We start from the raw sequence: 13,477 nt of genomic DNA, 5'->3' as shown, positions 1-13,477 counted from the left end.
AATATGACAGTTAGAGTACTATGGCTCTTCGGCGAGATGCAATTGGCGTTATCAACGGCCAAGCCGAATTCGCGAGCAACATCATGCCGATCATGGAGTCCATCGCGGAACCATTCGGAAAGCCGAACCAGGCTCCGTAGTCTTACGGATCGCGGCACGCGATATGGCTGTCACCGGGATCGAAGGGATGATCGCGTCGGCCTTATCGCGTATAAGGGGGTCATGCCCTTCCGATCTTGCAGCATGCAAGAATAGCCAGGGCCTCGGTGCCATGCTCCAAGCCTATCGCGCCCGAGGCGCTGGAGATGAACAGCCTCACGTGCGGTTTGTCCGGTGCCGGCCGTTTGGCGCCTGTTGACTACGCCGTGACTGGTCAGCATGAATACTACTGATTGTTGCTACGCTACCATAGATTGAAGGCCCGACCAAGATGACTTGGAATTATTCCGTAACATTAAACGATTCATCGAACGTAGGCGGATCTGCCGACACGTCTCTCGTTTACGATCTCGAGCAGGCCCTCAATATTTGGCAGCGATATATCCTGGGCATCGGCACCGTGGCGGTGTCCCTCAACATCCTGCCCACCGCCGTCGGCCGCGCCGACGGCGGGCCTACCTCGAGCTACTACATCGGCACGAATGGCGGGCTCGCGGTGTATGAGCCGTCAAGCCAGTACGAGCTGACCACCGGACAGCACGTGCCTGGAACGACAAGCGACATCACCATCAACATCGATCCCGGCTACTTCCAGTACATCGACCTCGACTACGGCCTGAGCTGGTCCAGTCAGGTGCCTGGAAACGTGATCAATCCGATCAACGTTTTTCTGCATGAGCTCATGCACGGCTTCGGCATGACGGGCTGGTACGACCAGAGCGGCCAGTTGCCCGGCGCATACGAGTCCACGTTCGACACCCTGATTCAAAAGACCGCAACCGGCGCCAACTTTGTTGGTGCGAATGCCGAGGCCGCTTACGGCGGCCCGGTACCGTTGACCACCAACAGCACCACCCAGAACTACTACCATTTCGGCAACCAGCAATCCGACCTCTACGCCACCCCGTCGACCGTGAAGGATCCACTTACGCTGGACCTGATGAACGGGATCGTCTTCTACGCCAATTACCAGTACGCGATCTCCAACCTGGACATCGGAGTTCTGAAGGACCTCGGATACAGCATCCGGACGACACCTGTCGTAACCGCCAGCGATCAGTCCGCCGCCCGAAATCAGATCTATGCGGCCTCATCCTTGTTCTCGGTGAACATGGCCACGGGCGATTCCATCACCGAATATTCCTTCTGGGACACCAATGGCAACGGTCACTGGACGGTGGGAGGAACAGTCCAGGGCACCAACACCGAGATCGACATCAGCGCGTCGCAATTGGCCCAAGCGAGTTACCAGGCCGGCCCCGGCTCGGACACGCTGTGGGTGAGAGCCTTCGATGGCTATTTGTGGAGCGACTGGAAATCCTTCGTGATTTCTCCGGCTGATCATGCGCCCCTGGTCACGGCAACCAACGTGACCGGGTCGCACGGGCAGCTCTCGGCAACTGGATCCTCACTGTTCTCAGCCAGCGACGCGGATGGCGACAGCATCACCAAGTATGCATTCTGGGACACCGAGGGCCACGGGCACTGGGCGATCAATGGTGCCACACAAGCCACCAACGCCGAGATCGACGTCGCGGCCGCCAGCCTCTCGCAAGTGAGCTATGTGTTCGGTGCGGCCCCGGACACGCTCTGGGTACGGGCCTATGACGGATATCTCTGGGGAGCATGGGTCCCGTTCACGGCCACGCCAACTCCGGATCATGCTCCGGTTGCTTCGGCTTCCGGCTTCACGGCAGCACACGGGCAAATGTCGGTCGCGGCTTCGAGCCTGTTCAGCGCCACCGATCCGGATAGCGATACGATCACCCAATACGCACTCTGGGACAGCAACGGAAACGGCGCCTGGGTGGTGAATGGCGCCGTTCAGGCCACCGATGCGGAGATCGACATCACTGCCGCGCAGCTTGCACAGACCACCTACCAATTCGGTTCAGCTCCGGACCAGCTCTGGGTCAGGGCTTACGATGGAACGCTGTGGGGAGCATGGGTCCCGTTCACGGTCACGCCAGGCCCGGATCATGCGCCGGCCGTGAGCGCAACCGACTCTTCGGCGACCCACGGCCAGGATATCGCCGCATCCAGTCTCTTCAGCGCGACCGACGGCGATGGCGACACGATCACCGCCTATCAGGTTTGGGATTCAACGAGCGATCCCGCCAGCGGCCACTGGGTGGTCGGCGGAGTGGCGCAGGCCACCAACATCGCCATCGATGTGACGCCCGCTCAATTGACGAGCACCTCGTTTCAATCGGGCTCCGGATCGGATGACCTGTGGGCGCGAGCCAATGACGGCATCACATGGGGAGCCTGGAAGGAATTCCACGTCAACGCGCCGATCGACCATGCGCCCGTGGTGAGCGCATCGGACATGACCGCAACGCACGGTCAGGACATCGCCGCGTCGAGCCTGTTCTCGGTCAGCGACGCCGACAACGATACGTTCACCCATTATCAGTTCTGGGACTCGACCGCCGATCCTGCCAGCGGGCATTGGGTGGTCGGCGGCGTGGCGCAGGCCGCCAACATCGCCATCGATGTTACGCCCACCCAATTGACGAATGCCTCGTTCCAGAGCGGTTCGGGCTCCGACGATCTCTGGGTGCGAGCCTTCGATGGCATGACTTGGAGCAACTGGAAGGAGTTTCACGTCAACGCGCCAGCCGACAACCTTCCGATCGTATCGGCCACCGACTATTCCGCGAGCCACGGCCAGGATATCGCGGCCTCCGCGCTGTTCTCGGCCACCGACGCGGATGGAGACACTATCGCCAACTATCAGCTGTGGGATTCGACGTCTGATCCCAGCAGCGGGCACTGGGTGGTCGGGGGAGTAGCTCAGGGCACCAATGTTGCAATCGATGTGACGGCAGCCCAGCTCTCGACCACAAGCTTTCAGAGCGGCTCCGGTTCAGACGATCTCTGGGCGAGGGCCTATGACGGCTTCGCCTGGGGACCGTGGAAGGAATTTCACGTCACCGCACCGATTGACCATGCTCCGGTCGTCTCCGCATCCGACTTCCACGCGACCGCCAACCAGAGCGTGGCCGCAACGAGCCTGTTCTCGGTCTCGGATGCCGACGGGGACAGCATGAGCCAGTATCAATTGTGGGATTCGACGGCGTCGGCAAGCAGCGGCCACTGGAGCATCGGCGGCAATGCGCAGCCCACCAACACCGCAATCAACGTCAGTGCGGCCCAGCTCGCCAGCACGACTTTCGATGGCGGCACCGTGTCTGACGACCTCTGGGTTCGCGCCAACGACGGCATGATCTGGAGCGCCTGGCAGGAATTTCATTTCATCGTCTAGGACGCGCGCCGGGTTGGGGGACGCAGTGATCCGCACCCGGGCAATCGGCAACGTGAGCGCGAATCCATCTCAAAACAAAAATGGCCCGCGCGATGCGGGCCATTTTATCGGAACCGGTTGGTCCGAACTTGGTTGCGGGGACCTGCAACCATCTCAAATTGCGAAACAATCCCCTGCTTCCTTCGACCCTGGCAGTGGGGGCTCTGGCGTTGAAGAACGGGCTCTTTCGTGCAGCGGCCTAAAAATGCTCTCGGGGCCAAGATCATCGATCGCAGGATGTCCTGCCGACGCAGAACCGTTGCCCTGCGAAGGCACGCGTCAAGCCGGCTGGTGTGAAAGTGACGAAGAAAGAGTGTTGGACTACAAACGCTTGCGCGAGCGCCCGTGAGGATTAGGCTTCCCAACTGCCGACGCACTGCAACTGCGGCTGGAAGAAGGCCTACTGAAGCGCCTGGTCAATGCGAACAACAACTCATTCAACACCGACTTGGCACAAGCTCTCAAACAATCTCGCAACGGCTTCTGCGCCCGGGTCGGCATGTCCTTGCAGCTGTTCCGCGCTGATGTAGGTGGCTCTTCCAGCATGCGCCCTGGACATGGTGGCCGTCCGGTTCGCCCCCTCTCTTGCTGCGCGGGCTGCATAGGCCAACCCCCGTGGCAAGGCATCAAGGCCGGGCAGCAGCGCGTCGATCATGGTTCGGTCACCCGGTTGCGCGCCACCCACATCCTGCATCCTTGCCAATCCAACCTTCAGCGCACCCATCAGGCTGTGCCCGCTTGATGCCGCATCCCCTGCGGCAGCGAAGAAGATCGCGAGCAGGACCCCCGAAGAGCCGCCCATGGTCTGGCTGAGTTCTTGCCCCAGCGCGCGACAGAGTTGCGTGGGGTCCGACAGCGGAAGCAGACCAATGTTTTGGATCAAGGCTCGCGCCGCCCTGGCCAGGGTTGTTCCGGTATCGCCGTCTCCCGCTCTTGTATCGAGCGCATTCAGATCGGCCTCAGCCGCGATCAGCGCCTTGCAACACCGGATGAGGAGTGCCTCGGTTGCTGGATCGGCGGATGGCGTTGGACGCAGGGGAGCCAACCCATCGGGCAACGGCACGATGCGGGGCGCCGTGAAAGGCTTAAGCCCCGGCCAGGTACGCAGTGGCGTTTCCGTGGTCAGCAGCTTTTCGTCCTCAGTGTTCAGCGAATAGAGCGTCAGCGAAAAGCCGTGCATGTCCAGTGCCGTCATCATCGAGGCAGGACCGACGATATGGGAAATCGCGGGTCCGATGGCGGACTGCCGCAACTCTCCGGCAAGGATGGACATTTCAAGCTCGGTCGTAGAGCCGAGGTTGTTCAGGAGCGCTGCGTAGCTGCTGCTGCCGTTCATTCTTGGGAGGAGCTTTGCAGCAGCATCCGCCATAGCCTGACGTGCGCCAAGATACGGGATGTGCGAAGCGCCGGCTTCGCCGTGGATGCCAAGCCCCAGTTCGATCTCTCCCGGGCGGATTCGGTTTTCCTTGCGCGAACCGGGCACCGTGCAGGTATCCAGCGACATGCCGATGCTCATGACATTGGAGGCCGCCCGGCGTGCTGCTGCAGTCACGGCATCCAGGTCGCCTCCGCGCTCGGACACCGCGCCGGCAAGCTTGTGCACGAAGAGAGTTCCAGCGACGCCGCGAGGACGGCTGATGTCCGGGATGGCGATATCGTCTTGGACGATGACCATGTTGACTTTCTTGCCGAGGGCCCGAGCCCGTTCAGCGGCAAGACCGAAGTTCAGCCTGTCGCCGGTGTAGTTCTTGACGATCAGGACACAGCCGGCATGTCCGGTCACAGCAAGGATTCCTGCCAGGACCGCCTCGACGGATGGAGAGGCAAAGATGTCGCCGCAGACTGCCGCCGTCAGCATGCCCGGGCCGACAAAGCCTGCATGTGCTGGTTCATGCCCCGCCCCGCCGCCGGAGATCACCGCCACACGGGATCCGTCCCAATCCGACCGAGCGACGACCCGGATGAACGGATACCCGCTCAACCTGACGAGTTGTCCACCGGAAGCGGCGACAAGGCCGTCGATCGCCTCTTGAACAATGTCTTCCTTGGAATTGATGAACTGCGCCATTCTGATCGTCTCTTTGTTTGCGACATCAACCCGAATGCAACTCCTCACCGGGCACCGGGAGGTAGGTGCCCGGCGAGGTGGCATGGTTGATGCCTGTTCCCGGTCCTTCACGTGACCGAGATCGCGCCATGCTTCGGTGCGCACGCCGCCAGCGCCGCGGTTCTGTCAGTTGATCACGTTGCTGTAGAACTTCGCTTCGACGTCAGCCATGTCGATCGCCGCGAGTTCCTTGGGCAGCGCATAAGCATCGGCATCGGCATGAACCTTCGCCTTGTCGAAGTCGTTCGCTCCCGCGATGAATTCATTGGTGACATAGCGGGTGGTATCGATGTCGATGCTCGACTGGCCGATGGTCTTGAGTGTCTTGAAGAACTTGTCCCAAGCCGGAATGTTGTGCTCGCCCCAGCCTGCGCGTGCCGCCATATTGCCCTTGAAGGTGCGGTGGATCTGCATGAGGCTTTCCGTGCCTGCTCGCGGACCGTAGTTGGCCTTGGTCGTCGGCAACGCCTTGAACACGATATCGGCGGCGGCGCGCGGGTTGCGGTCGGCGAACTCGCTGCCCATGGCCCAGCCCTTCAGGTACTTCTTCAGGAACTTCAGCCGATCCGGATCCTCCAGATCGGACCGCCGCACGACCAACGAATTCGACGGCAGAGGTGAGCCGCGCATGCCCAGCCAGTAGTCGAAATTGAGACCCTTTGCGCCCAGATCGGCCCTGAGGCCTTCCCAGGCGAGGCAGGCATGCCCCTGTCCGCTGGCAAGCGCAGTTGTCCAGGTCGGCCAGCCCGCCTCCACATAGGTGATCTTCTTGGGATTCACACCGACGGCGGCAAACATTGGGTCGCAGATCGACTGCCAAGCGGCCGACCCCACAAGCACGGTCTTGCCTTCGAGTAGCTTCAGATCCTTGACTCCTTCGCCTTTGCGGAAGGCGACGTTGAAGAGATCGAGACAGCCGCTGCCGAACACCGAGACAAGGTCCATCCCCGCGTTGACCGCAAAGGAAAGAACGCCCGGCGAGGGAAAACCGATATCGGCCTGTTGCACCGCCAGGAATTTCACCACCGCGGTCCCGTCCGAAGGGCCCGGCTCCATAGCGGTCTCTACTCCGAGATCACCGAAGTAGCCCTTCTCCCTGGCGACCCAGTAAGGGTAGTCGTCCATCACCTCGACGGTGCCCCGTGGCGAAATCCAGGTGAAGGGAGACTTGTAGGGCCTGGCCTGGGCCGCGCCCGAGGTCAGCAGTCCGCCGCCGAGAACGGTGGTTGTCACAAGGCCGGTGGCGCTGACTTGCAGCAGCCGCCGACGCGTCATCATTTGGTGAGTCATAGGATCTCCTCCCTCGTTGGTTAGGCCGCGATGTTGGTATGTCCCGGGTCGAGCGCGGCGTTTCGCCCGTTTCTGGTCAGCTTTCCCAGCCGGCCAGCCTTTTCCCGAGCCAGAAGAAAAAGGCGTAGATCGTGATCCCGGTGACAGCGAGGATCACGATGCAAGCAAAGAATTCCGGCATGCGAAGCGTCGAAGAATAGGTTGTCAGGCGGCTGCCAAGCCCGAACCCACCGCCCGACATCTCGGCGCCGACCGCGGTGATCATGCCGAAGATCGCTCCGATCATCAGGCCTACGATTACCATCGGCATGGCCATCGGAATGCGGATCTTTGTGAATATCTGCAGGGTCGATGCTCCGCAGGATCGCGCCAGCGCAATCTTCATCGTGTCGACGCGCCGAAATCCGGTGGCTGCGTTGATCATCACCATCGGACCGGACGCGAGAGCAACGGCGATGATCCTCGGTGTGAATCCGAAGCCGAAGTTCAGGATCAAGAGCGGCACCAGTGCCAGCATCGGCGTGGTCACCAGCAACAGGATGTACGGCGTGATCACCTTTTCCACGAACGGAAATTGCGTGATGACCGCAGCCAGGACCAACCCGATCGACGCTCCGATGGCATAGCCTGCCAACAGTTCGATGAGCGTGTAGGAATAGTGTTCGCAGATGGTCGAGATTTCGTGCGAGAAGAACACGCTGGCGATAGCCGATGGAGTGGGCAGAATGTATTGCGGCACGCCAAACAGGCGCAAAAGCAGCTCTCCGCCACCGACGACAAGCAGAGCCACAGCGATGATCGCGGCCACTTCCTTGACCCCTTGGTCACCAAGTCCGCTGGCAATTCCTGTTGCACCCGCGATGCCCGAACCGGTCTGAGTTGTCTGGCTCATGGTGTTGCCCTCATCTCGCCGCAGCAACCGCAAGCCTGGCCGGCGGCTGGTGCTGGATGTCGTGCTTGATCATGTTGACGAGTTCGAAGAACTCGCGCGTTTCCATCAGGTCCAGCGACCGTGGCCGCGGAAATGGAATGTCCACCATTCGCGCGATCTGACCGGGGCGGGCGCTCATGATGTAGACCTTGTCGGCCAGAAACACCGCCTCAGCGATGGAATGGGTAATCAGCATCACCGTCTTGCGGGATTCCAGCCAGATCTCCTCGACCAGCTTGTTCATCTCGTCGCGGGTGAAAGCGTCAAGCGCCCCGAAGGGCTCGTCCATCAAAAGAACCGTGGGATCACTGGCCAGCGCGCGCACGATGGACGCGCGCTGCTGCATGCCTCCGGACAGTTCGCGGGGCATCTTGTCGCCGAAACCGCCCAGCCCCACACGCTGCAGGAATGTATCGATCCGCGCGGTATCCGGGCGATGTCCCCGGATCTCGAACGGAAGCTCGATGTTCTTGCGGATCGTCCGCCAAGGCAGAAGGTTTGCCTCCTGAAACATCATCCCGATGCTGGGATGTGGGCCGGTAATCCATTCCTCGCCAAGAGCGATGGCGCCGGAGGTTAGCTTGTGCAATCCTGCGATCGACCATAGCAGCGTGGTCTTGCCGCAACCGGAGGGTCCAACGACCGAGATGAACTCGCCCGGCCGCACCGTCAGATCGACGTCCTTCAGGGCATGAACTTCGCCCGATTGGGTCGTGTAGGTCTTGGTGGCAGCTCTGACGTTGAGAGCCTTGCTCTTGATCTGTTGCATCTTGAACGCGTCCTCCGGCGCGGTCGTCGGGGCATGCCCCTCCGTTCCCCGGCGCCACAGCACTCGGGGGCGGTCAAAATTGATTTTGGAAGTCGTCAGGTGGCTAGCAGTTCATTCAGATGGCGGTCCACCTGCTCCATGTATCCCGGCTCGAACCCATTCAGGCCCATGTGACCCTCAGGGGACTGGATCACCCGAAACAGAGCGCCCCGCACAAGGCGACAGTCGGCCTCGCATTCCTGCGGGGGGAAGAAACTGTCATGACTGATGGGCATGACCATTGTCCTTGCCTTGACCTGAGCCAGCGCTCGAGCAAGATCGCCCCCTGCGTGCCGCGACACGTCAGCCCGCTGCCATTTGTGCATCTCACACAATAGGACATTGGGATCCATCGGCTCGAAATAGGCCTTCATCACGCCGTTGATGAAATCGTCAAGCGACGACATGCCAACGACGCTGCGCCAACGTTCTTCTTGGTAGAACTGCGTAGACCAGCCGAGTGTCGCCACGATCCGCGCCATCCGGTCCATGCCCTCGCGCACGACGAGGCCCGAGGCGTACCAGCCGCCGTTCCAGCAGGGGTCGGACGTGATCGCCTCTTTGAGAGTTTCGACAAAGACCTGCTGGTGCAGCGAAATACGGGCCGTCGCAGCTATCGGCGCCGCCCGTTCAACCATCAGCGGATAGGCGACCGCCCATTCATAGACCTGCTGCCCGCCCATCGACCCGCCGACCACAAGCACCAGCCGTTCGATTCCGAACAGGTCTGTCAACATCTGGTGCTGCGCGCGGACATCGTCGCCAATTGTAAGCTTCGGAAACTTCGCCATCGCCTGTGGCGCGGGGGTGTTCTGTGGCGACGACGACACGCCGCTGCCAAGCTGATCCACAATGACAATGAAGTATCGGTCCGGATCAAGCGCGTGGCTCTGGCCGACATATACGTCCTGCATCACCTTGCCGGTTCCCGAGAACCAGGTTGTCACCAGAATGGCGTTGGATTTTTCTGCGTTCAGCTTGCCGAAGGTGCGATAGGCCAGCTTTGCGCCACGCAGCGTTTCGCCGCTTTCAAGGATGAGGTTGCCGAGTTCGTAAAGCTTGAACTCGCCCTGCGTTTCGCGGCCGTAAAACGGGTTCTCGATCATGGCGCCACTCAGTTCAGGCTTTCTGAAACTGCATTAAGGCCCGCTTGCGCGCAGCTTTCGTCCTGGTCCTCGCTGCCGCCGCTGACACCAATCCCGCCGACGACATCGCCCGTCCCGGTCTTTATCGGTAGGCCGCCTGCAAACGCCACAAGGCCAGGAACAAACGCCGCGCCTGGCAATAGGGCGTTCACGCCATCGCGCTTAGCGCCAAAGGACAGATCGGCGAATGCCCGGGTTGGTGCGGCATACAGCGACGACGTGATCGCCTTGTTCTCCGCAATGCCGGTGCAGGCCTTGCAGGCCCCATCCTGTCGCGCGGCGGCGATCAGACGCCCCCCGTCGTCGACCACGACGACATTGACCTTCGCATACCCGGCGGCCGCCTGCGCAGCGAAACAGGCCGCAATCATCTTTTCGGCTGCGCCGTAGGTAAGTATGGGCTTGCCTTTTAAGCCCTCGGCCATGCCGAGCGTTGGCAGGCAAGCCATGAGCATTGTTGCCGCAAGCAATTGCTTGGTCATCTCGTCTCCCCCGCCCTTCGCAAAACCCCCCATCTGAGATGGTTCAGCGCGGCACGATGATTTGCGTGCAATACGGGTCTACCAAGAGACGTGCGGAGCCATCTATCGCGAAGGTTCGCGATACCGATCAGGATCGGTGAAGCATGGCTTCATCGATCCAACATCTTGGGAATGCTGGTTTTCGTCAGGAGTAGACGTTCGCTCCCCGACGTTGCGAATGTGGTCGGCGCGACGTCCGCTGCTCTTCAGGCCAGCGGCAAGCCGGTCCGCGCCAGCAGGCTGACCAAGGCGGAGGTGCTTGAAACGCCGGTCTTCTGCCGGATGCTTCTGAGCTGATGATCGATAGTGGAAAAGGACCTGCGGCGAATTCTAGCGATTTCCTTGTAGCTCAGGCCCTTCGCGACCAGTCTGGCGACCTCGACTTCTGAATCCGTAAGGGTTGCTAGCCACGCAGTCGCTGAAAGGCTCATGGATAAGGTCAGTGGATAGCTACCCTGCGCCTCTCCATTCCGACTCGTCGGGTCTCGATCGGCAATCTCTTTGGCAACGGCAACGATCGGGCTAAGGACATCGACCACCGTCTGCTCGAAGCAATCATAAAGGCCGGATTCCCAAGGGGCAAAATGCTCGGTCCAGTCGGCGCAGATCAGGCCGTAGCTGCCGCGTCCGGCCCGGAGCGCCCAAGCGAACTTTGATTTCGTCCGCGCCCCCGAAAGCCTCTGCCGCAGTCGCATCGTGATGCGGCTGTCCTGCTTGATATCGGCAAAGATCACCGGGCGGGGATCCAGCCACATCGCCTGCATCGCGGCATCCCGATTGTCGACGGCTTTGCCGCCGAACGAGGGAACATCGTAGCCTGCGTCCTTTGCTTCCGCAAAGCCGGGGAAATAGTCCCTGGCCTCGCGCATTCCGAAACCGGTGTCGACGCGCTGACATCGAAGTTCGGCCCGCAGCCAGTTGGTGGCAATCGACCAGCAGCCCGACAGGTCATCAAGATGAAGAAGCATGTGTGCGGCTAGATCGCGCGCGTGGGCGTAGCGGATTGCACCACGATCAAGAAGCCGGGTGCGCAGCTTCCGCTGCTTTGCAAAGACATCCTCGCGGATATCCTCTGCAAGGGCGGGGGCATGCCACGCTTCCTGGCTTTGTGTGCCCAACAACTCCTCCCGATTCCGACTTCCCATCTCGCGGGCCTACGCCTGGCGAAATTCACGGCAGATGGGCACCGGGCGACAAAACGCCCTTCATTCGATCTTATGCCAGCTCCCTTCTAAGTCAAATCCGGATCGGCCAGTTAAAGATCGGCGGAGTTGTTGGATGGTCTGTGGACAGATGCCTTGATTGAGCTGGATACGCTCCTCGAAGAGGCGGTCGCACCTTTGAATGCAGGGTGGCCAAAACCGCATATTCGGCTGGCGTTCCGAAAAAAGCCCGCACTTGTGGGAAGTGCGGGCCCGGTCATGAAGGTCATGACCAGTTTCGGGAGGAACGTCCCATGCGGGACCACGGAGCGCACGCGGCGCGACCGCGACGCAATTCGCAAATGCAGCTGATGGCAACTGATCCCTTGAGGTTGAGGCACCATCTTGTCTGGCGTGAATGCAGACTACGTTAAGACCTTCTCGCGTTTCGCGGTCGTGGCAAAGATATCCGCTACCTTCCCGGCAAGCGCTCTTCCAAGGTCCGCGTTATTCTTGGCGGTGAAGTGAATTCCATCCACACCGTCGGTTGAGATCACGCTACCAGCATCGAAGAAGTCGACCTTCATGAAGGCGGCGAGCGCACTATACTGATTGGCGAGTTCGATGGTCTTCTCGTGCCCGCCCTCAAACATTCCCTGGAACCACGGGTCCGGCAATTTGGCGAGTGGCGGCGGCGAGACGATGAGCACTTTGGGCGCGGGATAGATGGTGCCGACTCCGCCGCCCGAAGTGAGCACCTGTCCCACCAGCTTCGACATACCGACCGCAATCTCGTAGGGCGTGCGGTGGAAATAGCTCTTGGTATCGTTGGTCCCGAGCATGATGATGGCGAGATCCAGCGGAAGATGACTTGCGAGAGCTGATGGAAGATAGGCTGAACCGTTCAATCGCGGATCAGCCGGATCATCGATCGATGTCGTACGTGCGCTTAACCCCTCCTCGATGATCTCGTAGTCGGGTCCCAGCTTCGCAGCCATGACGCCCGTCCATCGCTCCGCATAGGGAAAACGGGTCGTGGGCGAGCCTTCGGGGACGGCAACCCATCCCCAGGTGAGCGAGTCTCCAAAGCACAGGATACGTTTCGTCATCGGTCCCTCATGAGTTTGATTTGGAACGAACGCCGTAGAAAATCGCGGCGAGAAGGATGATCAGCCCCTGAGCGATGAGCTTGCCTGGCTCCTGCACGCCCATAGTCGTCATGACAACGAACAGAAGGGCGAAGCAGAGGACGCCGACGAACGGGCCCCACACAAGCGCAGGTCGGCCGAAGACCACGCCGCCCAATATGGTCGCCGCGATCGAGTTCATGACGAGCTCGGGTCCGAATCGCACGCTCCCGACCGCGATCGACGACGTCTGAACCAGCGCGGCCACGGCAGACATGAGCCCACAGATCGTGTGCGCAAGCACGACCGTGCGTTCGACGGGCACGCCCGAGAAATGAGCGGATATCGGATTGCTCCCGATCGACCAGACGAATCTGCCGAACACGGATCTGCCGAGAAACGCGCTCATAAGTCCAGCGAGCGCGAACCAGAAGATGACCGGGGCCGGCAGCGTCCAGAACCTTAGGTTATAGAGCTCGCGGAAATACTTCGGCACATCTCCCGGCGGCTTGCCGTTCGCGAGATATTCGACCAATCCGATAAGAATGATGTTCAGCGCGAGCGTCACAATGACGGCGGAGGCTCTGCGCTTGCCCACGAGTAGGCCATTCGCAAGGCCGACCGACAACCCGACACCAAGGCACAGAAGAATGACCAGACAAACGGGCCAGTCGTAAAGAAGGCCGGAAGATATCAGATAGTTGACGAGCAGAATGACACCGCCCGCGGACAGGTCGATGGAGCGCGAGGAGATTACAAGGAGCTGTCCGAGAACGACGATGCCGAGCGGCACGACCTGGCGCGCAAACGTACCGAGGATCGCGACGTTCATCAGGTTGGGCCGCATCGCCCACAGGGTGACAAGGAGCACTGCGAAAACGACATAGGAAGGCGGTACTCGCAAAGCCGCGCGGGACAGATTCGAAAGTCTGTTCATGAC

The 13,477-nt window shown here is 60.7% G+C and carries 10 protein-coding genes; 1 reads left to right on the top strand and 9 read right to left on the bottom strand.

Annotated features, from left to right (window positions below; genetic code table 11):
* The first annotated feature begins 559 nt into the window (after positions 1–559).
* The gene (locus tag AAFG07_RS05535; RefSeq protein ID WP_342726358.1) at positions 560–3,427 is read left to right on the top strand and encodes a hypothetical protein; all 2,868 of its coding nucleotides are present in this window, start codon (positions 560–562) and stop codon (positions 3,425–3,427) included.
* Positions 3,428–3,899: 472 nt separating this feature from the next.
* On the opposite strand, the gene AAFG07_RS05530 is transcribed toward AAFG07_RS05535, so the two are convergent.
* From AAFG07_RS05530 to AAFG07_RS05490, 9 genes are all read right to left on the bottom strand, one after another.
* Positions 3,900–5,534 carry a dihydroxyacetone kinase subunit DhaK gene (locus AAFG07_RS05530; protein ID WP_342726357.1) on the bottom strand — a complete coding sequence of 545 codons (1,635 nt, stop codon included), beginning with the start codon at positions 5,532–5,534 and terminating at the stop codon, positions 3,900–3,902.
* A gap of 165 nt (positions 5,535–5,699) precedes the next feature.
* Positions 5,700–6,863, bottom strand: a complete 1,164-nt coding sequence (locus tag AAFG07_RS05525; RefSeq protein ID WP_342726356.1) for an ABC transporter substrate-binding protein — start codon at positions 6,861–6,863, stop codon at positions 5,700–5,702.
* Between the two features lie 76 nt (positions 6,864–6,939).
* Positions 6,940–7,755 (bottom strand): ABC transporter permease, encoded by an 816-nt coding sequence (locus AAFG07_RS05520; protein WP_342726355.1) that lies wholly within the window; start codon positions 7,753–7,755, stop codon positions 6,940–6,942.
* Between the two features lie 10 nt (positions 7,756–7,765).
* On the bottom strand, positions 7,766–8,626 hold the full coding sequence (locus AAFG07_RS05515) for an ABC transporter ATP-binding protein (RefSeq protein WP_342726354.1): 861 nt from the start codon (positions 8,624–8,626) through the stop codon (positions 7,766–7,768).
* Between the two features lie 32 nt (positions 8,627–8,658).
* Positions 8,659–9,708, bottom strand: coding sequence for an alpha/beta fold hydrolase (locus AAFG07_RS05510; protein ID WP_342726353.1), 1,050 nt, complete (start codon positions 9,706–9,708; stop codon positions 8,659–8,661).
* 8 nt (positions 9,709–9,716) lie between these two features.
* Positions 9,717–10,229 (bottom strand): heme-binding protein, encoded by a 513-nt coding sequence (locus AAFG07_RS05505; protein WP_342726352.1) that lies wholly within the window; start codon positions 10,227–10,229, stop codon positions 9,717–9,719.
* 245 nt (positions 10,230–10,474) lie between these two features.
* Positions 10,475–11,386, bottom strand: coding sequence for a helix-turn-helix domain-containing protein (locus AAFG07_RS05500; protein WP_342726351.1), 912 nt, complete (start codon positions 11,384–11,386; stop codon positions 10,475–10,477).
* Positions 11,387–11,835: 449 nt separating this feature from the next.
* On the bottom strand, positions 11,836–12,519 hold the full coding sequence (locus AAFG07_RS05495) for an SGNH/GDSL hydrolase family protein (RefSeq protein ID WP_342726350.1): 684 nt from the start codon (positions 12,517–12,519) through the stop codon (positions 11,836–11,838).
* A gap of 7 nt (positions 12,520–12,526) precedes the next feature.
* The gene (locus tag AAFG07_RS05490) at positions 12,527–13,474 is read right to left on the bottom strand and encodes an ABC transporter permease (protein WP_342726349.1); all 948 of its coding nucleotides are present in this window, start codon (positions 13,472–13,474) and stop codon (positions 12,527–12,529) included.
* Between the last annotated feature and the right edge of the window lie 3 nt (positions 13,475–13,477).

It is taken from the genome of Bradyrhizobium sp. B097 (assembly GCF_038957035.1).
In the GTDB taxonomy this organism is placed as follows: Bacteria; Pseudomonadota; Alphaproteobacteria; order Rhizobiales; family Xanthobacteraceae; genus Bradyrhizobium.
Note: the sequence above shows the minus strand (reverse complement) of the source record. Positions and strands in the feature narration are given on the sequence as shown.

What these genes read in the sequence shown, in the direction of transcription:
- AAFG07_RS05530 (WP_342726357.1), bottom strand. Translation starts at nt 5,534, where the DNA reads ATGGCGCAGTTCATCAATTCCAAGGAAGACATTGTTCAAGAGGCGATC.
- AAFG07_RS05510 (WP_342726353.1), bottom strand. Translation starts at nt 9,708, where the DNA reads ATGATCGAGAACCCGTTTTACGGCCGCGAAACGCAGGGCGAGTTCAAG.
- AAFG07_RS05520 (WP_342726355.1), bottom strand. Translation starts at nt 7,755, where the DNA reads ATGAGCCAGACAACTCAGACCGGTTCGGGCATCGCGGGTGCAACAGGA.
- AAFG07_RS05490 (WP_342726349.1), bottom strand. Translation starts at nt 13,474, where the DNA reads ATGAACAGACTTTCGAATCTGTCCCGCGCGGCTTTGCGAGTACCGCCT.
- AAFG07_RS05505 (WP_342726352.1), bottom strand. Translation starts at nt 10,229, where the DNA reads ATGACCAAGCAATTGCTTGCGGCAACAATGCTCATGGCTTGCCTGCCA.
- AAFG07_RS05525 (WP_342726356.1), bottom strand. Translation starts at nt 6,863, where the DNA reads ATGACTCACCAAATGATGACGCGTCGGCGGCTGCTGCAAGTCAGCGCC.
- AAFG07_RS05495 (WP_342726350.1), bottom strand. Translation starts at nt 12,519, where the DNA reads ATGACGAAACGTATCCTGTGCTTTGGAGACTCGCTCACCTGGGGATGG.